We start from the raw sequence: 20,204 nt of genomic DNA on the forward strand, positions 1-20,204 counted from the left end.
GCCGCAAGCGACGGGCCGGGATGCCGTCGCTTGCGCGCCACGCGCGGTTACTGCACGGAGACGGTCGTGAAGTTCTGGCGGCCGAACGGACTGACGTGATAGCCGCTCACGTTCGGGCGCGTGAGCGCGGCCGCGGTCGGGTAGCCGAGCGGAATCCACAGTGCCTGATCGTGGATCACCTTCTGCGCCGATTCGTACAGCTTCGCGCGCTTGGACTGGTCGGCGGTCGCCTTGCCGTCGGCGATCAGCTTGTCGAGCTGCGCGTCGCAGAAGCGCGCGAAGTTGATGCCCGACTTCACCGCGTTGCAACTGAACAGCGGCGACAGGTAATTGTCCGGATCGCCGTTGTCGCCGGCCCAGCCCATGAACAGCATGTCATGCTGGCCGAGCTTCGCCTGCTTGATCAGCTCGCCCCATTCGATCACCTTCACCTCGGCCTTCACGCCGATCTTCGCGAGGTCGGCCTGCAGCAGTTCCGCGCCGGCCTTCGGGTTCGGGTTCAGCACGCTGCCGGTCGGGCGGGTCCAGATCGTCGTCGAGAAGCCGTTCGGGAAACCGGCCGACGCGAGCAGCTGCTTCGCCTTCGCGGGATCGTACGCATACGGCGCGATGTCCTTCGCGTAGCTCCACGTGTTCGGCGGATACGGGTTGTTCGCGGCCGTCGCCGTGTTGTCGAACACGACCTTCAGGTAGGTCGCGCGGTCGAACGCGAGGTTCAGCGCCTCGCGCACCTTCTCGTTGTCGAGCGGCTTCTTCTGCGTGTTCAGCGCGACGAACGCGGTCATGAACGCGGGCGTCTGCACGACCTTCAGCGCGTTTTCGCCCTTCGCGGCGAGCACGTCCTGCGGCTTCGGCGACAGCGCGATCTGGCATTCGCCGGCCTTCACCTTCTGCATGCGCACGGACGCGTCGGGCGTGATCGCGTAGATCAGCCGATCGACCTTCGGCTTCACGCCCCAGTAGGTCGGGTTCACGTCGTAGCGGATCAGCGCGTCCTTCGTGTAGCTCTTGAGCACGAACGGGCCGGTGCCGACCGGCTTCGCGTTCAGGTCGGCCTGCTTGCCGGCCTTCAGCAGCTGGTCCGCGTATTCGGCCGAGTAGATCGACGCGAAGCCCATCGTCAGGATCGACACGAACGTCGCGTTCGGCTCGTTCAGCACGAACTTCACCGTGTTGTCGTCGACCTTCGTGACCGACTTCACGAGCTTCACGAGGCCCATCGACTGCGCGTGCGGAAAGCCGCTCGCGCCGGCCACCTTGTGCCACGGGTTCGCATCGTCGAGCATCCGCGAGAACGTGAACACGACGTCGTCCGCGTTCAGCGGGCGGCCCGGCTTGAAGTAGTCGGTGGTCTGGAACGCGACGTTCGGGCGCAGGTGGAACGTGTACGTGAGGCCATCGGCGCTGGCTTCCCATTTGTCGGCGAGCGCCGGCACGACCTTCTTCGCGGCTTCGTCGTACGACACGAGCGTGTTGAAGATCACGTCGGCCGATGCGTTGGTGGTGACGAGCGAGTTGTACTGCACGACGTCGAAGCCGTCCGGGCTCGATTCCGTGCAGACGGTGAGCGGCTTGGCGACGGCGAGGCCGGGAGCGGCGAGGGCGGCGGCGAGCGCAGCCGCGGTGAACAGCTTGGCGTGCATAGGTTCTCCCACGTGACTTGTGATTTTTGCCGGATGTCGGAATGCATGCGGAATGCAGGCGCGGCCCGGTGGTGGACGGGGCGGCGCGGCTGGCGAATAGCATACCGGCAAAGCGCGCGGCGCGTGAAAAAAGGCGTCGGAACGCGGCGAATTGAGCGAACAACGGCTGCGTTCGCGACGGAATGCGCGTTGGGGCGGCGGTGAGGGAGGGGAAGGCGCAGCACCGGTCCGGCACGCACGGCGTGCCGGAGGCGCGATGCACTCAGTGCGCGCCGGCCTTCGGCTTGCGCGGCGCCTTCTCGAACAGGCGGTCGTAGAGCCAGCGCGGCAACACGTGCAGCACCTTCGCGACGACGCCCATCTGCCACGGAATCACGCGGAACGCGTGCTGCCGCGCGATCGCCTGCGCGGCGCGGGCCGCGAAGCGATCGGCGTCCATCAGGAACGGCATCCGGTACGGGTTGTGCGCGGTCATCGGCGTGCGGATATAGCCGGGCGCGATCGTCACGACGCCGACGCCGGCCGGGCGCAGCTCGACGCGCAGCGCCTCGAGATACTTGATCGCGGCCGACTTCGACGCGCTATACGCGCCGGAGCCCGGCAGGCCGCGCACGCCGGCGACGCTCGCGACGCCGACCAGCGTGCCGTGGCGCGCGGCCGTCATCGGGCCGACGAACGGCTCGAACGTCGCGACCATCCCGTAGTAGTTGATGTCCATCACGTCGCGGAACGTGGCGAGGTCGCCCTGGCCCGTGACGGCGCCCTGGCTGATGCCCGCGTTCGCGATCACGACGTCGGGGCAGCCGTGCGCGGCGATGAACGACGAGGCGGCCGTCGCGAGCGCATCGGCGTCGCGCACGTCGGCGCTATAGACGGAGACGGACAGCTTGGGGAAGCGCCGCGCGAACGCATCGAGGGCATCGGTGCGGCGCGCGACGAGGGCGAGCGTGGCGCCCTGGCGGGCGTATTCCTCGGCCATCGCGAGGCCGAGGCCGCTCGACGCGCCGGTAATGAAGACCTTCAGCGGAGTAGTCATGCCGGCGCGCGGGCGGGGATCAGAGCTTCTTGTCCTGAACCTGCTTCACGAGGTAGTCGAGCGTTTGAGCGGTGCCCGGGATGCTGTTCGTGTAAGCCGGGCCCGTCTTGTACTTGCCCTGGACGACGACCGTCGGCACGCCGTCGATCGCGTAGCTCTTCAGCAGCTCGGCCGACTGCTTCACCTGGCCCTGCACGCTGAACGAGTTGTACGCGTCCATGAACTGCTTCTTGTCGACGCCCTGCGTCGCCAGGAAGTCGGCCTGCGCCTGCGGCGTCAGCAGGTAGTTCTTCTGCTTGTGGATCGCGTTGAAGATCGCCGGCGTGACCTTCTCCGAGATGCCGAGCGCGGACACCGCGTAGAACAGCTTCGAGTGCGGGATGAAATCGTCGCGGAACGCGACCGGCACGCGCTTGAAGTCGATGTTGTTGCCCTGCTTCTTCACCCAGGCCTCGATCGTCGGCTCGAATTCGTAGCAGTGCGGGCAGCCGTACCAGAAGAATTCGATGACCTCGACCTTGCCGGCCGGCGCGGACACCGGCTGCGGCGACTTCATCACCTCGAAGTCCTTGCCGGACACAGGCGCGGCGGGCGACGCGTGGGCGAAGCCGGCGACGGCCAGGCCCAGGGACAGAAGGAGCGTGCTAAGTAGTTTTTTCATGTTGTAAGCGTCGAATCAGTTGCTCGGATGACGAAACGTAACGGGTTCTGCGTGGGCGCGGCTGGTTGCTTATTGCTTCGTGAAGCGGATCACCGCCGTGTCGACACCTGCATCGGACAGCCGCTGACGGGCCGAGTTCATATCCTCGAATTTCGAGAACGGGCCGACGCGCACGCGGAAATAGGTCACGCCGCTGACATCGCGCTTCGACACCTTCGACTCGAAGCCCTGGAAGCCGAGGCGCGCGCGCTGCTGCTCGGCGTCGCCTTCCGTCTTGTACGCGCCGACCTGCAGGAAGTAGCCGGTGTTCGCGTCGTTCGCGGTCGGCGGCTTCGCCGCCGCGGCGGACGTAGCCGACGTTGCGGACGGCGCCGGCTTCGGCGCGTTCGCGGCCAGCTGCTGTTGCTGCTGTTTCTGCGCGGCCGCCTGCTGCGCCTGCTTCTGCGCGGCGAAGCGCGCGAGATCGTCCTCGCCGCCTTGCTGCTGTTGCTGCGCTTGTTGCGTCTTTTTCGGCGGCGGCGTGTTGTCGGCCGGCTTCGGCGCGACGGCGACGCCGTTGCCCGACGTCGCATTGTTCGAGGCCGTGGTGTTGGAGCCGTTCGCGTTACCCGAGGGCGGCACCTCGACGATCTGCGGTTCGGGCAGCAGGCCGCCCTGGGTCTGGTTCGCGGCCTGGCCGGGCGCGGTGTTGGGCGGCGCGGGCTGCGCGGCCTGCGGCACCGGCTGGCCGGGCGTCTTGCCCTGCAGCGCGCGGTTCGGGTCGAACTGCTGCGGCTGGCTCGCGCCGGTGTCGGTCGGCGGCGGTGCGACCTTCGACACGAACGGCGACGGCGAACGCGTGATGTAGAGCGCCACCACCACCGCGATCGCGAGGCCGACGATCAGGCCCAGCACGATTCCAAGAAATGTCCCTCCGGCTTGTTTCGATTGCTTCGAAGTTCGGCGTGGTTGTGCCATTGCTTGAGTCACCTGCAAAAAGAATCGTGAAAAGGCCGGGGCAGGCGCTCCTGCCGCGGCCATTCGCTGCCCCGTTCGGGCCGCTTACATCTTGGCGGGCGCGGACACGCCGAGCACCGCCAGACCATTCTCGAGCACCTGCCGGGTCGCGGCGAGGAGCGCGGCGCGCGCGTTGCGCGGCGCTTCGTCGTCGACCAGCACGCGCTCCGCATTGTAGAACGAGTGGAATTCACCAGCGAGATCGCGCAGGTAGAACGCGACCGCGTGCGGCGCCAGTTCCTTCGCCGCGTGCGTGAGCATGTCCGGATACTCGGCGAGCTTCTGCATCAGCGACACGGCCTGCGCGCTCGTGAGCTGCGCCAGGTCGGCGCCCGGCAGCTGCGCCACGTCGACGTTGTAGCGCGACTTCAGTTCGTTGAGCACCGAGCAGATGCGCGCATGCGCGTACTGCACGTAATAGACCGGATTCTCGTCGTTCTGTTTCAGCGCGAGGTCGATGTCGAACACGAATTCGGTGTCGGCCTTGCGGGAGATCAGGAAGAAACGGACCGCGTCGCGGCCGCGCGTGATGGTCGCCTCGTCGATCAGGTCGGGTGCCGCTTCCTGGCCCGGCGCCGCGCCGCCCGACCATTCGATCAGGTCGCGCACCGTCACGTAGCTGCCCGCGCGCTTCGACAGCTTCACTTCCTGGCCATCGCGCATCACGGTGACCATCTTGTGCAGCACATAGTCGGGATAGCCCTTCGGGATGCCGATGTGCAGACCCTGCAGGCCCGCGCGCACGCGCGCGATCGTGCCGTGGTGGTCCGAGCCCTGGATGTTGATCACCTGCGTGAAGCCGCGCTCCCATTTCGTCACGTGGTACGCGACGTCCGGCACGAAGTACGTGTACGTGCCGTCCGACTTGCGCATCACGCGATCCTTGTCGTCGCCTTCGTCGGTCGTGCGCAGCCACAGCGCGCCGTCCTGCTCGTAGGTCATGCCGGCCTTGACCAGCGCGTCGACCGTCTTCTCGACCCGGCCTTCGCTGTACAGCGACGACTCGAGGTAGTACTGGTCGAACTTCACGCCGAACGCCTGCAGATCCATGTCCTGCTCGTGCCGCAGATACGCGACCGCGAACTTGCGGATCGCGTCGAGATCGTCGATGTCGCCCGCGCCCGTGACCGGCTCGCCATCCTTCGCGGCGACCGTCTCGCGGTTCAGGTAGTCGCGTGCGATGTCGGCGATGTATTCGCCGTTGTACGCGGCTTCCGGCCAGCCCGCGTCGCCCGGCTTCAGGCCGCGCGCGCGCGCCTGCGTCGAGATCGCCAGGTTGCCGATCTGCACGCCCGCATCGTTGTAGTAGAACTCGCGGTGCACCGCGTAGCCCTGGCTCGCGATCACGTTCGCGAGCACGTCGCCGAGTGCCGCCTGGCGGCCGTGGCCGACGTGCAGCGGGCCGGTCGGGTTGGCCGACACGAATTCGAGCAGCACCTGCTTGCCCTTTTCGCGGTCCGACGTGCCGAACGCGTGCCCCTGCTCGAACACGGCGGCGATCACCGCCTGTTTCGCGGCGGCCGTCAGGCGCAGGTTGATGAAGCCGGGGCCGGCGATTTCGGCCGCATCGACGAGCCCTTGCGCGGCCGGCTGGGCCGTGAGGGCGGCGACGATCTTCTCGGCGAGCTGGCGCGGGTTCGTGCCGAGCGGCTTGGCGAGCTGCATCGCGACGTTGCACGCGACGTCGCCGTGCGCGGCGACCTTCGGGCGCTCCAGCGTGATGGCCGGGGTGACGAACGCTGCGTCGGCGCCTTTCAGCGCGTGTGCGACCTGCGTGACGCTATCCGCGAGCAGGGCTTCGAGGGTCTGTTTGTGTGCTGGCAGCATGCTGGTAGAAGGCTTCGTTGGTGGCTGCCGGAAACACCGGCCGGCCGGCGCGCTTTTTAAGCGCGCGTTTCAGGGATCGCAGAATTTTAACAGGTGCTAATATGCCGCTCAGGCGCCCCGGCTTCGTGAGGCCGCACGCCGGTCTGCCGGCGTCCCCCCAACCGCGCCGGGCAGGCACAACAAGATGAAAAGGGAATTGTCATGATTACGTTCAAGAGCAAGGCGGCACAGGATCTCGACGTGCTGAAGGATTTCGCCGTGTATGTGCTGGGTCTCGTCGGCAAGCAGCTGGGCGAGCGCGGTGTGATTACGCACGACGAACTGGACCACGCAATCGCCAAGCTGGAAGGCGCGGTCGCGCAGGCGAAGCAGGAGCGCGCCGAGCACGCGGGCCACTTCCACGAGGACGACGACGACCACGCGCACCACGAAGTGCCGCCGAGCCTCGCGCAGCGCGTCGCACCCTTCCTCACGATGCTGCGCGAAGCGAAGGCCGGCCAGGCCGACGTGCACTGGGGCTTCTGAGCTTCCTTGCCCGCCCGATCGAAAGATCGTCGGCAAGCAAAAAAAGCCCGCTTTCGAGCGGGCTTTTCATTTCCTCTGATGAAATGGCGGGCTGGCCGCCCGCCGGCATCGGTCAGAGCTGCGGCGCGAGCGCGCGCCGGGCGTCGGCGAGCGACAGCGACATCCGCCGCGCGTAGTCGTCGAGCTGATCCTGCCCGATTTTCCCGACCGAGAAGTAGCGGCTGTCCGGGTGCGCGAGATAGAAGCCCGACACGCTCGCGGCCGGCAGCATCGCCAGCGATTCGGTCACGCTCATCCCGATTTCCTCCGCCTGCAGCGCGGCGAACATGTCGCGCTTCACGAGGTGGTCGGGGCAGGCCGGGTAGCCGGGCGCCGGGCGGATGCCCGCGTACTTTTCGGCGATCAGCGCATCGTTGTCGAGCGTCTCGCCGCTCGCATAGCCCCACAGCTCGCGGCGCACGCGCGCGTGCATCGCCTCGGCGAATGCTTCCGCGAAGCGGTCGGCGAGTGCCTTCAGCATGATCGCGCTGTAGTCGTCGTGGTCGGCCTCGAACTGCTTTTCCTTCACGTCGACGCCGAGGCCGGCCGTGACCGCGAACATCCCGATGTAGTCGGCGACGCCCGATTCCTTCGGCGCGATGAAGTCGGCGAGCGAGCGGTTCGGGCGCATCACGCCGTCGACCACCGGACGCACGCTCTGCTGGCGCAGGTTGCGCCACGTGAGCAGCACTTCGGAGCGCGAATCGTCGGTGTAGATCTCGATGTCGTCGTCGTTGACCGTGTTCGCCGGCAGCAGCGAGATCACGCCGTTCGCGGTGAGCCAGCGGCCCTGGATGAGGCGCGCGAGCATCGACTTCGCATCGGAGAACACGCGCCGCGCCGATTCGCCGACGATCTCGTCGTTCAGGATCGCCGGGTACGGGCCCGCGAGATCCCAGGTCTGGAAGAACGGGCCCCAGTCGATGTAGTTCGCGAGCTCGTTCAGGTCGTAGTTCTTGAACACGCGGCGGCCGATGAACTTCGGCTTCACGGGCCGGTAGCCCGCCCAGTCGAGCTTCGCCTTGTTCGCGCGCGCCTCGGCGAGCGTGACCATCGGCTGGGCCTTGCGGTTCGCGTGCTGTTCGCGGATCCGTTCGTAATCCGACTTCAATTCGTCGAGGTACTTCGTCGCGCCTTCGTCCGACAGCAGGCTCGATGCGACCGACACCGAGCGCGATGCGTCGGGCACGTAGACGACCGGGCCTTCGTAATGCGGCGCGATCTTCACGGCCGTGTGCACGCGCGAGGTCGTCGCGCCGCCGATCAGGAGCGGGATCTTCTTCACGCGGAAGTAATCGTCGCGCTGCATTTCGGACGCGACGTACGCCATTTCCTCGAGGCTCGGCGTGATGAGGCCCGACAGCCCGATGATGTCCGCGCCCTCGACCTTCGCCTTCGCGAGAATCTCGTTGCACGGGACCATCACGCCCATGTTGACCACTTCGAAGTTGTTGCACTGGAGCACGACCGACACGATGTTCTTGCCGATGTCGTGCACGTCGCCCTTCACGGTCGCGATGACGATCTTGCCTTTCGCGCGCACGTCGCCGCCCGCTTCCGCGAGCAGCCGTTTTTCTTCCTCGATGAACGGGATCAGGTGCGCGACGGCCTGCTTCATCACGCGCGCCGACTTCACGACCTGCGGCAGGAACATCTTGCCCTGGCCGAACAGGTCGCCGACGATGTTCATCCCGTCCATCAGCGGGCCTTCGATCACGTTGATCGGGCGGCCGCCGGCCGCGGCGATCTTCGCGCGCACCTCTTCCGTATCCTCGACGATGAAGTTCGTGATCCCGTGCACGAGCGCATGCGAAAGCCGCTTCTCGACCGGCTGATTGCGCCACTCGAGGTTCTCTTCCTTCTTCGCGCCGCCCGCCTTGAACTTGTCGGCGATCTCGAGCAGGCGGTCGGTGGAATCGTCGCGGCGGTTCAGGATCACGTCCTCGACCCGCTCGCGCAGTTCCGCGTCGAGATCGGCATACACGCCGAGCTGGCCCGCGTTCACGATGCCCATGTCCATCCCCGCCTGGATCGCGTGGTACAGGAACACGGTGTGGATCGCCTCGCGCACCGGGTCGTTGCCGCGGAACGAGAACGACACGTTCGACACGCCGCCGCTCACCTTCGCGTACGGCAGGTTCTGCTTGATCCAGCGGGTCGCCTCGATGAAGTCGACCGCGTAGTTGTTGTGCTCCTCGATGCCGGTCGCGACCGCGAAGATGTTCGGGTCGAAGATGATGTCTTCCGGCGGGAAGCCGACTTCGTTCACGAGGAAGTCGTACGAGCGCTTGCAGATTTCGGTCTTGCGCGCGTAGGTATCGGCCTGGCCCGTCTCGTCGAACGCCATCACGACCGCGGCCGCGCCGTAGCGGCGGATCAGGTTCGCGTGATGGCGGAACGCTTCCTCGCCTTCCTTCAGCGAGATCGAGTTCACGATCGCCTTGCCCTGCACGCACTTGAGGCCGGCCTCGATCACTTCCCACTTCGACGAGTCGATCATGATCGGCACGCGCGCGATGTCCGGCTCGGATGCGATCAGGTTCAGGAAGCGCACCATCGCCGCCTTCGAATCGAGCATCGCCTCGTCCATGTTGATGTCGATCACCTGCGCGCCGTTCTCGACCTGCTGGCGCGCGACGGCGAGCGCCTCGTCGAACTGGCCGTTCAGGATCATCCGCGCGAACGCCTTCGAGCCGGTGACGTTGGTGCGTTCGCCGACGTTGATGAAGAGCGTCCCGGACGTGACGTTGAACGGCTCGAGGCCGGCAAGGCGCATCATGTGATCGGTCATGGCGGTGCGAATTCGTGTGAGGTAGGGCGGGCGTTGGGGCGGTCGGTCAGGCGGCGTCGCTGTAGTGGCTCGGCCAGCGGCGCGGTTTCACGTCGGCGAGCGCCTTCGCGATCTCGGCGATGTGCTCGGGCGTCGTGCCGCAGCAGCCGCCCGCGAGGTTCACGAGCCCGGCTTGCGCGAATTCCTTCAGCAGGCCCGACGTGACGTCCGGCGTCTCGTCGAAACCGGTGTCGCTCATCGGGTTCGGCAGGCCCGCGTTCGGGTAGCACGACACGTAGGTGTCGCACAGCTTCGCGAGCTCGGCGATGTACGGGCGCATCAGCGCCGCGCCGAGCGCGCAGTTCAGGCCGAACGTGAGCGGCTTCGCGTGGCGCAGCGAATTCCAGAACGCCTCGACTGTCTGGCCCGACAGGATGCGGCCCGACGCGTCGGTCACGGTGCCCGAGATCATGATCGGCAGGCGCTCGCCGGTGTCCTCGAACAATTCGTCGAGCGCGAACAGCGCGGCCTTCGCGTTCAGCGTGTCGAAGATCGTCTCGACGAGGAACAGGTCGACGCCGCCGTCGAGCAGCGCCTTCGCCTGCTGGTAATACGCGCTGCGCAGTTCGTCGAACGTGACGTTGCGCGCGCCCGGGTCGTTGACGTCCGGCGAGATGCTCGCCGTCTTCGGCGTCGGCCCGATCGCGCCCGCGACGAAGCGCGGTTTGTCGGGCGTCGCGTAGCGCACGGCCGATTCGCGCGCGAGCCGCGCCGATTCGACGTTCATCTCGACGACGAGGTCTTCCATCCCGTAGTCGGCCTGCGCGACCGTCGTCGCACCGAACGTGTTGGTTTCGACGATGTCCGCGCCGGCCGCGAAGTACTGGTCGTGGATCTCGCGGATGATCTGCGGCTGCGTGAGCGACAGCAGCTCGTTGTTGCCCTTGATGTCGCGCGGGAAATCCTTGAAGCGCTCGCCGCGATAGGCGGCCTCGTCGAGCTTGTAGCGCTGGATCATCGTGCCCATCGCGCCGTCGAGGATCAGGATGCGCGATTTCAGCAGCGCGGGCAGTTCGGCGCCGCGCGTGTAGCGCGCGTCGAGCGGGACGGAAGCAGCGAGAGGGGTCGCAGACATGGCGGAAGACCGGCGAAGACGGGAAAACCGTCATTGTAGCCGGTGCGCCGGGGCGCCGCCCGGGCTCGCGCGGCGCGGGCAGCGGGGCCGGCGCGAAGCATGCGGGCGAGCGTTGTTCGCGCAACGAAGGCGCGCCCGGCCGCGCACGGGCCCCATCAAACGAAAACCCCCGCCGGCGAACCGGACGGGGGCGTGGATCAGAGTGCTCGCGGCGCCGCGCAGTGCGCGGCGATGGGCCCGGCGATGCGCCGGACCGGGTGTCGTCAGTGCAGGACGACGGGCATCATCATCAGGCTGTCGAACTGTCCGAGGAATTCGTCCACTTCGTCGAGCGACGGCTCGTCCTCGATCAGCTGCTTCACGTGTGCGCGGAAACGCTCGGCAAGTTCGCCGTCGATGAAAATCTCGCGCTGCGCGTTCTTGTCGACGATTTCGTATCCGCCGGCATTCATCAGATGGTGACCGGCCTGCGGCGCAAATTCGACGACGCAGTAATTGGGGCTGTTGTAGATCATTTGCATGGCGGCACTCCTCTTCGCAGTGGCATCTGGCCTTGTTGCTCCGTAGGTGGGGCAGGCCGTGCCGGTTTCAAGGGGCTTGCGCTGCACACCCCGTTCTCCCGTTTGCGTGGGGTGTATTGGTTAGAAGCCGATGTCTATCAAACGTTTCTTATTGTGATCCGGTGCACTGAAATAGTTGTTAAAGAGTGTCATCGGCCATTTCGGCCAACAACTTTAATCGGTCGAAATTGCCGATCTGTCGGTCATCACGGCGCGGGCGGCGTCGACGCGGGTGGTGAACCCGTGGGCGCCGATGGTTGCACGTCAGCCGGCGGCGCGGGTTGTGGCGGTTGTGCCGGCTCCGCGGCGGGTGCCACGGTGGCCGGGGTACTGGCGGGCGCGTTGTCGGGCGCATTTGTTGCGCGTGGCGTCACCCCGTCGGCCGGTGCGTCTGGCGGCGCGAGCCGGCCATGCCAAAGCAATTCGATCTGCGCGCCGTTCGGTTCCGATTGTACGAGCCTTGCGGGCAACCAGTCGAGCGACGGCGCGAGCCACATGTCGATGCGGCGCGTGTCGCCGGCGCGGCGCGGCAACCGCATGAAGTGCCGCGCGCGCACGATGCCTGTTTGCGTCTGCACGTCCTCGTCGCCGATCACCGTGATCGGCCAGGTCTCGCCGCTGTTGTTGTCGATCACGAAGAACTGCTGCGTGACGCCCGGCTTGTACGCGGACGGATTGCCGCGCACGAGCCCCGACAACTGCATCAGCATGCTGAAACGATCCTGCACGCCGTCGGGCAGCGGCGCGTTGTTTGGCGTGCGCGTGAACACGACCTGACGGATCTCGCGGTTGAAGATCGCGATGTCCTCGGGGCGCTTGCCGCGTTTCTCGACATATCGATCGGGGGCCACACCGAACGCGTCGATGCGGCCTTCGCTGCGGTACGTGAACGGACCGACGAACGGCACAGGCATCGACACCGACAGGTCGTAGGTGTGTCCGTCGGTGCGCCAGTGGATCGTGCCGATCATGTTCTGCATCCCGTTGTAGAACGTATCGTATTGCAGATCGCCGGATGATGGCGCCACGAACTTCACGCCGCTCGTCGCGGGGCCCGGCGTCGCGGCACTGCTGGCGCTGCTGGCGGCGCCGGCCGGTGCCGCATTCGCATCCGATGCGCCTGCCGTGCCGCTCGCGGCGGAGGCGGCGGCCGGCGGCGGCTCGCCGTGCTCGGCTGTCTGCGTCGACGTCAGCACGGGCTCGGGCGATGGCGCAGGCTTCGGTGCGGCGGGAGCCGGTTTCGCCGGCGCAGGCTCGGCATGATGTTCGGCTGGAGGTTCGACCGGCTTCGGCGCGGGCTGGCGCTCGATCGGCCGCGGCTTCAGCAATTCGATCTGCACCGGGATCTCGGCGGGCGCGGGCGGCGTGAACGATTCGCGATTGCGCGTCAGCCACAACGCGGCGAGCGCATGCAGCACCAGCACGACGACGATCGCGATGCCCGCGCGCAGCCAGTGGCGGGGCAGGACGTGACGAGGACGGGGGGCGGCAGGCGGCATCGGCGAAAACGGAGCAAGGTTGGGACAGTCGTGGCGGATCGTGCATGACGTACATCGCTGCGGCACGTCACGACCGCACGTCACAACGGCACGTCACACCCATCGGACCGCCGGCCGCGCCGCGCGTTCGCGCAGCATCGCGCGCATTCGCCCGGGTGTCGCACGCGTCGCGTGTCAGGCGTCGCGCGCGTCCGGACTATAGCCGAGTTCGTAAGACAGTTTCTGCGCGCACGCGCGCAGCGCGGTGTCGATCTCGCCGCCCCACGCGATGTCGAACGTGCCTTCCTGACCGAGCGCGACGATCGCGAGCGCCAGTTCGCCGACCGCATCGAACACCGGCATGCAGAACGCGTGGATCGTCGGCAGCAGCATCCCTTCGACGCGTGCGGCCTGATGCGCGCGCACGTCGGCGAGCACCGCGTCGACTTCCTCGAGCGTGCGTGGGCCGCCGTGATGCGGCGAGCGGCGCGTGTCGGCGAGCTCGCGCTCGAGCATCGCCGCGGTCTTGCTGCGCGGCAGGTACGCGGCGAACAGCAGGCCCGTCGCGGAGCCGAGCAACGGCATCACGTCGCCGAGCTTCAGCGACGCCTTCGCGGGGTGGCTCGATTCCATCCAGTGCACGATCGTCGGGCCCTGATTGCCCCACACCGCGATGCCGACCGTCTGATCGACGCGGTCGCGCAACTCGGTCAGCGCGATGCGCGCGAGCTTCACGCCGTCCACGCGCGCGAGCCGCGCGAGGCCCATCTGCAGCGCGAAGCCGCCGAGTTCGTAGCGGCCCGACACGGGATCCTGCGACACGACGCCGAGCCGCGAGAAGCTCACCAGGTAGCGGTGCGCCTTCGCAGGGCTCATGCCCGCGCGCTGCGCGAGGTCGCGCAGCATCATCGCGCGCGGCTCGCTCGTCAGCACCTCGAGCAGGCGAAAGCCGACCTCGATCGACTGGATGCCGGAGCGGACCTTCTCGCCGCCTTCGCCATGCTCGCCGGAGCCGGTGTCATCGGTGTCGGAATCAGCGAGTTCGTCGTCGGGAAGCGGGTTGGCGGGCATGGGCAACGGGGGCGCGGAAAGGCGGCAAGGGTCGGGACGAAAGCGGCACGCACGATCGTGGCGCGCCGCGTGGATTCACCATCGTAAAATAGATTCCCTCCATCGTCACTACAACGGCAGACACCCCATGAAACTTGCATCGCTGAAGGACGGCACGCGCGACGGCCAGCTGATCGTCGTGTCGCGCGACCTGCACACCGCGGCGATCGCCGATGCGATCGCGCCGACGCTGCAGCGCGTCCTCGACGACTGGGCGTTCTACGCGCCGCAACTGCGCGACCTGTCCGACGCGCTGAACCACGGCCGCGCACGCAACGCGTTCGCGCTCGATCCGGCGAACTGCATGGCGCCGCTGCCGCGCGCGTTCCAGTGGGCGGACGGCTCCGCGTACGTGAATCACGTCGAGCTCGTGCGCCGCGCGCGCGGCGCCGAGATGCCGCCGGAGTTCTGGACCGATCCGCTGATGTACCAGGGCGGCAGCGACGACTTCCTCGGCGCGCGCGACGACATCGTGTGCGCGTCCGAGGAGTGGGGCATCGATTTCGAGGCCGAAGTCGCGGTGATCACCGGCGACGTGCCGATGAGCGCATCGCCCGACGACGCGCTGAAGGCCGTGCGGCTCGTCACGCTCGTGAACGACGTGTCGTTGCGCAACCTGATTCCGGCCGAACTCGCGAAGGGCTTCGGCTTCTTCCAGAGCAAGCCGGCCACCGCGTTCGCACCGGTCGCGGTGACGCTCGACGAGCTCGGCGACGAATGGCGCGAAGGCCGCGTACACCGGCCGATGATCGTCCACTGGAACGGCAAGAAGGTCGGCCAGCCCGACGCGGGCACCGACATGGTGTTCCACTTCGGCCAGTTGATCGCGCATGCGGCGAAGACGCGCAACCTGCGTGCCGGCTCGATCGTCGGCTCGGGCACCGTGTCGAACAAGGACGCGAAGCGCGGCTATTGCTGCATCGCCGAGAAGCGCTGCCTCGAGACGATCGAGCACGGCGCGCCGCAGACCGAATTCATGCGCTATGGCGACACCGTGCGCATCGAGATGTTCGACGCGGCCGGCAAGTCGATCTTCGGCGCGATCGAGCAGTCGGTCGCACCGCCCGACGGCGCGGCCTGACGCACGCGCGAAGCCCGGCTCCCGGCCCGCGCGCCGGGTTTCGCCCGATGTTTGCCCGCGCGGGCTTGGCTACACTCGATTCAGGCGTTTCAAACGCCTCAAGCACCGGGAGCTGCGCATGGCCGATCTTGCCGCATACGGCGGTTACGAAGCATTGAAGGTGACGCGCCGCGAGCATGGCGTGCTCGATATCGTGATGAGCGGCGAGGGCGCGAACCGCAGCGGCCTCGCGACCGCGAACGAACGCATGCATCGCGAACTCGCCGACATCTGGCGCGACGTCGACCGCGATCCCGATACGCGCGTCGCGGTGATCCGCGGCGAGGGCAAGGGCTTTTCGGCGGGCGGCGATCTCGCGCTCGTCGAGGCGATGGCGAACGACTTCGACGTGCGCGCCCGCGTGTGGCGCGAGGCGCGCGACCTCGTCTACAACGTGATCAACTGCAGCAAGCCGATCGTCTCCGCGATGCACGGCCCGGCCGTCGGCGCGGGGCTCGTCGCCGGCCTGCTCGCCGACATCTCGATCGCCGCGAAGGATGCGCGCATCATCGACGGTCATACGCGGCTCGGCGTCGCGGCCGGCGATCATGCGGCGATCGTGTGGCCGCTGCTGTGCGGGATGGCGAAGGCGAAGTACTACCTGCTGCTGTGCGAGCCGGTGAGCGGCGAGGAGGCCGAGCGGATCGGCCTCGTGTCGCTCGCGGTCGAGCCGGCCGACCTGCTGCCGAAGGCGTACGAAGTCGCGGAGCGGCTCGCGCACGGGTCGCAGTCGGCGATCCGCTGGACCAAGTACGCGCTGAACAACTGGCTGCGCAGCGCCGGGCCGACGTTCGATACGTCGCTCGCGCTCGAATTCATGGGCTTCTCCGGGCCCGACGTGCAGGAAGGCATCCGCTCGCTGCGCGAGCGGCGCCCGCCGGATTTCCCCGGCGACGCACCGTTCTGACGCGCGCTATCATCGAACCAGGGCGGCCGCGCGACCCGTGCCGGCCGCTTCGCTCACCCAGTCAACCAGGATGCCCGTAATGACGAACGAAGCCTCCGGCTCCAATCCTTTCGCCGGCTTTGCCGGTTTCAAGCCTGCCGACATGCTCGACCGGATGTGGGACATGATGCGGATGTCGCCGTTCGGCGGGATGGCGTCGTTTCCGGGCGCCGCCTCGGGGTTGCCGCCGTCGCTGTCGAGCATGTCCGACATGATGGCGCCGCTCACGAGCGTCGAGGAGCTCGACAAGCGGATCACCGATCTGCGCGCGGTCGAGCAATGGCTCAAGCTCAATCTCGGGATGCTGCAGTCCGCGATCCAGGCGCTCGAGGTACAGCGCGCGACGCTCGCGACGCTGCGCGCGTTCGGCGCATTCGCGCAGAGCTCGATGTCGGCGGCCGAGGAAGCCGCGGTCGCGGCCGCGCAAGCGGCGTCCGCGCCGCGCGCCGATGCGCAGCAAGCGCCGGGTGCTGGCGCTGCCGAAGCGCCGCCGGCCGGCGACGCCGCGCAGCAGGCGTTCGACCCGGCCGGCTGGTGGAACCTGCTGCAGGCGCAGTTCAACCAGCTCGCGAGTCTCGCGATGACGCAGCCGGGCGTGCAGCCCGATCAGCCGGACGATGCACCGCCCGCGCAGGCCGCGCCGACAGCGCAGGCGGAACCGCCCGCACCGGCCGCGGCTGCTGCCGCTGCCGCCGCGCCGCGCAAGCCGGCCGCGAAGCGCGCGAAGCCGTCCGGTTCGGCCGCGGCGCGCGCGGCAGCCGCTTCGTCGCCCGAAACGCGTCCGCCGAAGCGCTCGACCTGACGCGAACCGGATGGCAGGTCGATCATGCGGCTCGCGCTCGTTCTGATGGGGGGCGGCGCCCGCGCCGCCTACCAGGTCGGCGTGCTGAAGGCGCTGGCCGAGATCGCGCGCGAGGCCGATCCGCAGCGGCATACGGTGCCGTTTTCGGTCGTATGCGGCTCGTCGGCCGGCGCGATCAATGCAACGTCGATCGCGAGCCACGCGGACGATTTTTCGCACGGCGTGCGGCGCCTGCTCGAATTCTGGGAGCCGCTGCGCGCGGACTACGTGTATCGCACCGACTGGCTCGGCATCGCGGCGGCGGGTGCACGCTGGCTCGCGGCGATGAGCTTCGGCTGGGCGGCACGCCGTTCGCCACGCGGGCTGCTCGACAACGCGCCGCTCGCGCACCTGCTGCAGCGCGAGCTGAGTTTCCACCGGATCGAGCAGATGCTCGAGAGCCGGCTGCTGCATGCGCTGTCGATCACGGCGCTCAGCTATTCGAGCGGGCGGCACCTGACCTTCTACCAGGCCGCCGAGCCGATCCAGGCATGGCGGCGCGCGCAGCGCACCGCGCGGCTCGTCGACCTGTCGGCGTCGCACCTGCTCGCGTCGTCGGCCATTCCGTTCGTGTTCCCGGCCGTGCCGCTCGTGCTCGACGGACAGGTCGAATACTTCGGCGACGGGTCGATCCGGCAGGTCGCGCCGCTGTCGCCGGCGATCCACTTCGGCGCGAACCGGATCGTCGTGATCGGCGCGGCCGATCCGCGGCCCGAGATTCCCGCCGCGAACGGTTCGGGGCGGGTGCGCGGCTATCCGACGCTCGCGCAGATCGGCCAGCAAGTGCTTGCGAGCGTGTTTCTCGACTCGATCGGCGCGGACATCGAGCGCATCGAGCACATCAACCGGATGATCGAGCACCTGCCGCAGCAGGTCGAAGTGGACAGCGGCTGGCGGCACGTCGACGTGCTCGCGATCGCGCCGTCCGAGCGCATCGAGCTGATCGCCGCGAAACACCTGAAGCAGATGCCGGCCACGATGCGCGGGCTGCTCGGCGCGATCGGCGGCAGCCAGCCGGCCGGCGCGTCGTTCGCGAGCTACCTGCTGTTCGAGGAGGCGTTCACGCGCGAGCTGATCGAGCTCGGCTACCGCGACGGGCGCGCGCAGCGCGACACGCTGGCGAGCTGGATCGCGGGCGCCGACGGCTGCAGCGCACCGCCCACCGGCATGCCGCCGGATGGCGGTATCGCGACGGGTGAAATACGGGTCTGATGCGAATCTGGCTGCCGGAAACGGCGCGGAAGCAAATGCGCCTTACAGATCGGTTGCGTTTTCGCGACGCCCGCCCGCGACCGATCGCCGCACCGCCGTGGGCGGCGCGCGACCGGGCGGGCGTCTCGGAACCGTCATGGGTGCGTGCTATCATGGCCGCCGCCGTATACACCATATCGAGCAGCCTGCCGTCCGGCAGCCGTACGGGAATCCGTCCGGAAGCCGTGTGACGCCGGGGCCGGCTCGTCAACGAGCCGGCTTGCGCCGGCCCCCACATGAGGCACGCGCGGCCGGTTCCGTTCGAGCGGAGCGGAGCGGGGCTGCGGCGTGCGTCGAGGCGGCGGCGCGGCCGCCTGGCAGCCGGATGCGGAATCTGCGTCCGGCGGCTGGATTCCCGCGTAAAATTAGAGTCTTGGCTGCGAAAAGCGCGCTCGCGCGCGTACGCGGCAACAGTCACGTTTAGAGAAGTCGCATTGCGCAGAACAGGGGTGGGACCATCATGAACACCATGCTTTATCCGGAACTTTACAGGTCGCTCGAAGCTGTCCGCTGGGACATGGAGAAGGACATTCCGTGGGACAAGTTCGACGCTTCGCTGCTCACCGACGAGCAGGCGAAGACGATCAAGATGAACGCGATCACCGAATGGTCGGCGCTGCCCGCAACGGAAATGTTCCTGCGCGACAACCAGCACGACAGCGACTTTTCCGCGTTCATGAGCGTGTGGTTCTTCGAGGAGCAGAAGCATTCGCTCGTGCTGATGGAATACCTGCGCCGGTTCCGGCCGGAAATGGTGCCGACCGAGGAAGAGCTGCACGCGGTGCGCTTCCAGTTCGATCCGGCGCCGCCGCTCGAGACGCTGATGCTGCACTTCTGCGGCGAGATCCGCCTGAACCACTGGTATCGCTGCGCGGCCGACTGGCACACCGAGCCGGTCATCAAGCACATCTACGAAACGATCTCGCGCGATGAAGCGCGCCATGGCGGCGCTTACCTGCGCTACATGAAGAAGGCGCTGAACAACTGCGGCGACGTCGCGCGCGCGGCGTTCGCGAAGATCGGCGTGCTGATGGCATCGGCGCGCCGCACCGAGAAGCCGCTGCACCCGACCAACCTGCACGTGAACCAGGCGCTGTTCCCGCGCGACACCGTGCAGTCGCGCCTGCCCGATCCGGAATGGCTCGAGCGCTGGCTCGACGAGCAGATCCGCTTCGACGGCGAGTGGGAAAAGAAGGTCGTCGACCGGATCCTGCACAACCTGTCGATCCTGTTCGAGCGCACGTTCGCGACCGCGCAGGAGCTGAATCGCTATCGCAAGGAAGTCACCGGCCGCCTGCAGTCGGAAAGCGGCCCGTCGTCGGCCGCACAACCGGCCTGAGGCCGCGCGGCGGCGCAGCCGCCGTGACGCTCCGCCGGTTGCGATCGTCGCAGTGAATTCCTGCATGAAGCCCGCCCGGCCCGCCGGCGGGCTTTTCATTATCTGGCGCCGCCGCGTCCTGTCGCGACGCGCATTGCGCGCCGCTCACGCCATCCGAACTCCATCATGTCCGCTACCTTCGAACGCAAGCTGATCACCCGCGACGCCCTGGTTGCCCTGCGCGCTTCGCTGCCTTCGCCCGTCGTGTTCACGAACGGCGTGTTCGACATCCTGCACCGTGGCCACGTCACGTATCTCGCGGACGCCAAGGCGCTCGGCGCGTGCCTGATCGTCGGCGTGAACAGCGATGCGTCGGTGCGCATGCTCGGCAAGGGCGACGACCGTCCGATCAACCGCGAGGATGACCGGATGGCGCTGCTCGCGGCGCTGGAGAGCGTCGACTGGGTCGTGAAGTTCGAGGAAAAGACGCCGGTGTCGCTGATCGAGGCCGTCCGTCCGGACATTCTCGTGAAGGGCGGCGACTACGACATGGACGCGCTGCCGGAATCGGCCATCGTGCGCGGCTGGGGCGGCCGTGCGCTCGCGATTCCGTTCGCGCATGACCGCTCGACCACCGCGCTGCTGAAGAAGGTGCGCGCGCAGCAGTCCTGATGCGTACGCCGCGCCGTCAGGGCGCGGATGCCGCGAGCGGCGCCTCCGTGAGGGCCGGCGCGGCGATCGGAGCGCCGATCACGGGCTGATCGGTCGCCTGCGCGAGCGGCATCGCATGCACTGCATCGGGCCGCACCTGCCGGGACAGCACGCCCGGTTCGCGCGCGCCGGCCGCCGGCGGCGGCCCGAACACGCCGCGCACGGCCACGAACGCGAGCAGGTTCGCGAGAAAGACAACAGCGATCAGCCAGCGCAGCATCGTCGACACTCCTCGTC

At 67.8% G+C, this 20,204-nt stretch carries 18 protein-coding genes; 7 read left to right on the forward strand and 11 right to left on the reverse strand.

Translation table 11 applies throughout. The features are described from left to right. Window positions 1-47: 47 nt before the first annotated feature. The 5 genes from ABIC50_RS25995 to argS all read right to left on the reverse strand — a co-directional run bounded on the left by ABIC50_RS25995 (window position 48) and on the right by argS (window position 6,163). Window positions 48-1,643: an ABC transporter substrate-binding protein gene (locus tag ABIC50_RS25995; protein WP_354167857.1), complete on the reverse strand. Its 1,596-nt coding sequence runs from the start codon at window positions 1,641-1,643 to the stop codon at window positions 48-50. A 262-nt stretch (window positions 1,644-1,905) separates the two neighbouring features. Then, on the reverse strand, window positions 1,906-2,679 hold the full coding sequence (locus ABIC50_RS26000) for an SDR family oxidoreductase (protein WP_354167859.1): 774 nt from the start codon (window positions 2,677-2,679) through the stop codon (window positions 1,906-1,908). A gap of 19 nt (window positions 2,680-2,698) precedes the next feature. Next, the gene (locus ABIC50_RS26005; protein ID WP_165752103.1) at window positions 2,699-3,340 is read right to left on the reverse strand and encodes a thiol:disulfide interchange protein DsbA/DsbL; all 642 of its coding nucleotides are present in this window, start codon (window positions 3,338-3,340) and stop codon (window positions 2,699-2,701) included. Between the two features lie 69 nt (window positions 3,341-3,409). Then, window positions 3,410-4,297 (reverse strand): SPOR domain-containing protein, encoded by an 888-nt coding sequence (locus tag ABIC50_RS26010; RefSeq protein WP_354167862.1) that lies wholly within the window; start codon window positions 4,295-4,297, stop codon window positions 3,410-3,412. Between the two features lie 84 nt (window positions 4,298-4,381). Beyond that, window positions 4,382-6,163, reverse strand: a complete 1,782-nt coding sequence (argS, locus tag ABIC50_RS26015) for an arginine--tRNA ligase (protein ID WP_354167865.1) — start codon at window positions 6,161-6,163, stop codon at window positions 4,382-4,384. 201 nt (window positions 6,164-6,364) lie between these two features. Here argS and ABIC50_RS26020 point away from each other — a divergent pair, with 201 nt between their 5' ends. Beyond that, window positions 6,365-6,688, forward strand: a complete 324-nt coding sequence (locus ABIC50_RS26020; RefSeq protein ID WP_012364816.1) for a DUF1840 domain-containing protein — start codon at window positions 6,365-6,367, stop codon at window positions 6,686-6,688. A 112-nt stretch (window positions 6,689-6,800) separates the two neighbouring features. Here ABIC50_RS26020 and metH read toward each other — a convergent pair whose 3' ends face one another. The 5 genes from metH to ABIC50_RS26045 form a co-directional block, all read right to left on the reverse strand. Beyond that, complete coding sequence (metH, locus tag ABIC50_RS26025) at window positions 6,801-9,518, reverse strand: methionine synthase (RefSeq protein WP_354167866.1); 2,718 nt, start codon at window positions 9,516-9,518, stop codon at window positions 6,801-6,803. A 46-nt stretch (window positions 9,519-9,564) separates the two neighbouring features. Then, complete coding sequence (locus ABIC50_RS26030; protein WP_011658053.1) at window positions 9,565-10,632, reverse strand: homocysteine S-methyltransferase family protein; 1,068 nt, start codon at window positions 10,630-10,632, stop codon at window positions 9,565-9,567. Window positions 10,633-10,895: 263 nt separating this feature from the next. After that, window positions 10,896-11,153, reverse strand: coding sequence for a BTH_I0359 family protein (locus ABIC50_RS26035; protein ID WP_006477667.1), 258 nt, complete (start codon window positions 11,151-11,153; stop codon window positions 10,896-10,898). A gap of 245 nt (window positions 11,154-11,398) precedes the next feature. Further along, window positions 11,399-12,691, reverse strand: coding sequence for a DUF3108 domain-containing protein (locus ABIC50_RS26040; RefSeq protein ID WP_354167869.1), 1,293 nt, complete (start codon window positions 12,689-12,691; stop codon window positions 11,399-11,401). Window positions 12,692-12,865: 174 nt separating this feature from the next. Continuing rightward, entirely contained in the window at window positions 12,866-13,741 is an 876-nt protein-coding gene (locus tag ABIC50_RS26045) for an IclR family transcriptional regulator (protein ID WP_175662525.1), read from the reverse strand. Window positions 13,742-13,868: 127 nt separating this feature from the next. Between ABIC50_RS26045 and ABIC50_RS26050 the strand changes: the two genes are divergently transcribed. From ABIC50_RS26050 to rfaE2, 6 genes are all read left to right on the forward strand, one after another. Further along, a complete protein-coding gene (locus ABIC50_RS26050) occupies window positions 13,869-14,861 on the forward strand; it encodes a fumarylacetoacetate hydrolase family protein (RefSeq protein WP_354167871.1) in 993 nt (330 codons plus the stop codon). Window positions 14,862-14,979: 118 nt separating this feature from the next. Further along, window positions 14,980-15,807: an enoyl-CoA hydratase/isomerase family protein gene (locus tag ABIC50_RS26055; RefSeq protein ID WP_006755702.1), complete on the forward strand. Its 828-nt coding sequence runs from the start codon at window positions 14,980-14,982 to the stop codon at window positions 15,805-15,807. A gap of 79 nt (window positions 15,808-15,886) precedes the next feature. Continuing rightward, complete coding sequence (locus ABIC50_RS26060; protein ID WP_354167874.1) at window positions 15,887-16,648, forward strand: PhaM family polyhydroxyalkanoate granule multifunctional regulatory protein; 762 nt, start codon at window positions 15,887-15,889, stop codon at window positions 16,646-16,648. A 24-nt stretch (window positions 16,649-16,672) separates the two neighbouring features. Then, window positions 16,673-17,899 (forward strand): patatin-like phospholipase family protein, encoded by a 1,227-nt coding sequence (locus tag ABIC50_RS26065; protein ID WP_105832867.1) that lies wholly within the window; start codon window positions 16,673-16,675, stop codon window positions 17,897-17,899. Window positions 17,900-18,398: 499 nt separating this feature from the next. Further along, entirely contained in the window at window positions 18,399-19,277 is an 879-nt protein-coding gene (locus tag ABIC50_RS26070) for a ferritin family protein (RefSeq protein WP_006755359.1), read from the forward strand. A gap of 165 nt (window positions 19,278-19,442) precedes the next feature. Then, window positions 19,443-19,928 carry a D-glycero-beta-D-manno-heptose 1-phosphate adenylyltransferase gene (rfaE2, locus tag ABIC50_RS26075; protein ID WP_105787132.1) on the forward strand — a complete coding sequence of 162 codons (486 nt, stop codon included), beginning with the start codon at window positions 19,443-19,445 and terminating at the stop codon, window positions 19,926-19,928. 16 nt (window positions 19,929-19,944) lie between these two features. On the opposite strand, the gene ABIC50_RS26080 is transcribed toward rfaE2, so the two are convergent. After that, the gene (locus ABIC50_RS26080; protein ID WP_354167876.1) at window positions 19,945-20,187 is read right to left on the reverse strand and encodes a hypothetical protein; all 243 of its coding nucleotides are present in this window, start codon (window positions 20,185-20,187) and stop codon (window positions 19,945-19,947) included. Window positions 20,188-20,204: the final 17 nt, after the last annotated feature.

Origin of the sequence: Burkholderia sp. 567 (assembly GCF_040545115.1) — a bacterium.
In the GTDB taxonomy this organism is placed as follows: domain Bacteria; phylum Pseudomonadota; class Gammaproteobacteria; order Burkholderiales; family Burkholderiaceae; genus Burkholderia; species Burkholderia ambifaria.

What these genes read in the sequence shown, in the direction of transcription:
- ABIC50_RS25995 (WP_354167857.1), bottom strand. Translation starts at nt 1,643, where the DNA reads ATGCACGCCAAGCTGTTCACCGCGGCTGCGCTCGCCGCCGCCCTCGCC.
- ABIC50_RS26000 (WP_354167859.1), bottom strand. Translation starts at nt 2,679, where the DNA reads ATGACTACTCCGCTGAAGGTCTTCATTACCGGCGCGTCGAGCGGCCTC.
- ABIC50_RS26005 (WP_165752103.1), bottom strand. Translation starts at nt 3,340, where the DNA reads ATGAAAAAACTACTTAGCACGCTCCTTCTGTCCCTGGGCCTGGCCGTC.
- ABIC50_RS26010 (WP_354167862.1), bottom strand. Translation starts at nt 4,297, where the DNA reads ATGGCACAACCACGCCGAACTTCGAAGCAATCGAAACAAGCCGGAGGG.
- argS (WP_354167865.1), bottom strand. Translation starts at nt 6,163, where the DNA reads ATGCTGCCAGCACACAAACAGACCCTCGAAGCCCTGCTCGCGGATAGC.
- ABIC50_RS26020 (WP_012364816.1), top strand. Translation starts at nt 6,365, where the DNA reads ATGATTACGTTCAAGAGCAAGGCGGCACAGGATCTCGACGTGCTGAAG.
- metH (WP_354167866.1), bottom strand. Translation starts at nt 9,518, where the DNA reads ATGACCGATCACATGATGCGCCTTGCCGGCCTCGAGCCGTTCAACGTC.
- ABIC50_RS26030 (WP_011658053.1), bottom strand. Translation starts at nt 10,632, where the DNA reads ATGTCTGCGACCCCTCTCGCTGCTTCCGTCCCGCTCGACGCGCGCTAC.
- ABIC50_RS26035 (WP_006477667.1), bottom strand. Translation starts at nt 11,153, where the DNA reads ATGCAAATGATCTACAACAGCCCCAATTACTGCGTCGTCGAATTTGCG.
- ABIC50_RS26040 (WP_354167869.1), bottom strand. Translation starts at nt 12,691, where the DNA reads ATGCCGCCTGCCGCCCCCCGTCCTCGTCACGTCCTGCCCCGCCACTGG.
- ABIC50_RS26045 (WP_175662525.1), bottom strand. Translation starts at nt 13,741, where the DNA reads ATGCCCGCCAACCCGCTTCCCGACGACGAACTCGCTGATTCCGACACC.
- ABIC50_RS26050 (WP_354167871.1), top strand. Translation starts at nt 13,869, where the DNA reads ATGAAACTTGCATCGCTGAAGGACGGCACGCGCGACGGCCAGCTGATC.
- ABIC50_RS26055 (WP_006755702.1), top strand. Translation starts at nt 14,980, where the DNA reads ATGGCCGATCTTGCCGCATACGGCGGTTACGAAGCATTGAAGGTGACG.
- ABIC50_RS26060 (WP_354167874.1), top strand. Translation starts at nt 15,887, where the DNA reads ATGACGAACGAAGCCTCCGGCTCCAATCCTTTCGCCGGCTTTGCCGGT.
- ABIC50_RS26065 (WP_105832867.1), top strand. Translation starts at nt 16,673, where the DNA reads ATGCGGCTCGCGCTCGTTCTGATGGGGGGCGGCGCCCGCGCCGCCTAC.
- ABIC50_RS26070 (WP_006755359.1), top strand. Translation starts at nt 18,399, where the DNA reads ATGAACACCATGCTTTATCCGGAACTTTACAGGTCGCTCGAAGCTGTC.
- rfaE2 (WP_105787132.1), top strand. Translation starts at nt 19,443, where the DNA reads ATGTCCGCTACCTTCGAACGCAAGCTGATCACCCGCGACGCCCTGGTT.
- ABIC50_RS26080 (WP_354167876.1), bottom strand. Translation starts at nt 20,187, where the DNA reads ATGCTGCGCTGGCTGATCGCTGTTGTCTTTCTCGCGAACCTGCTCGCG.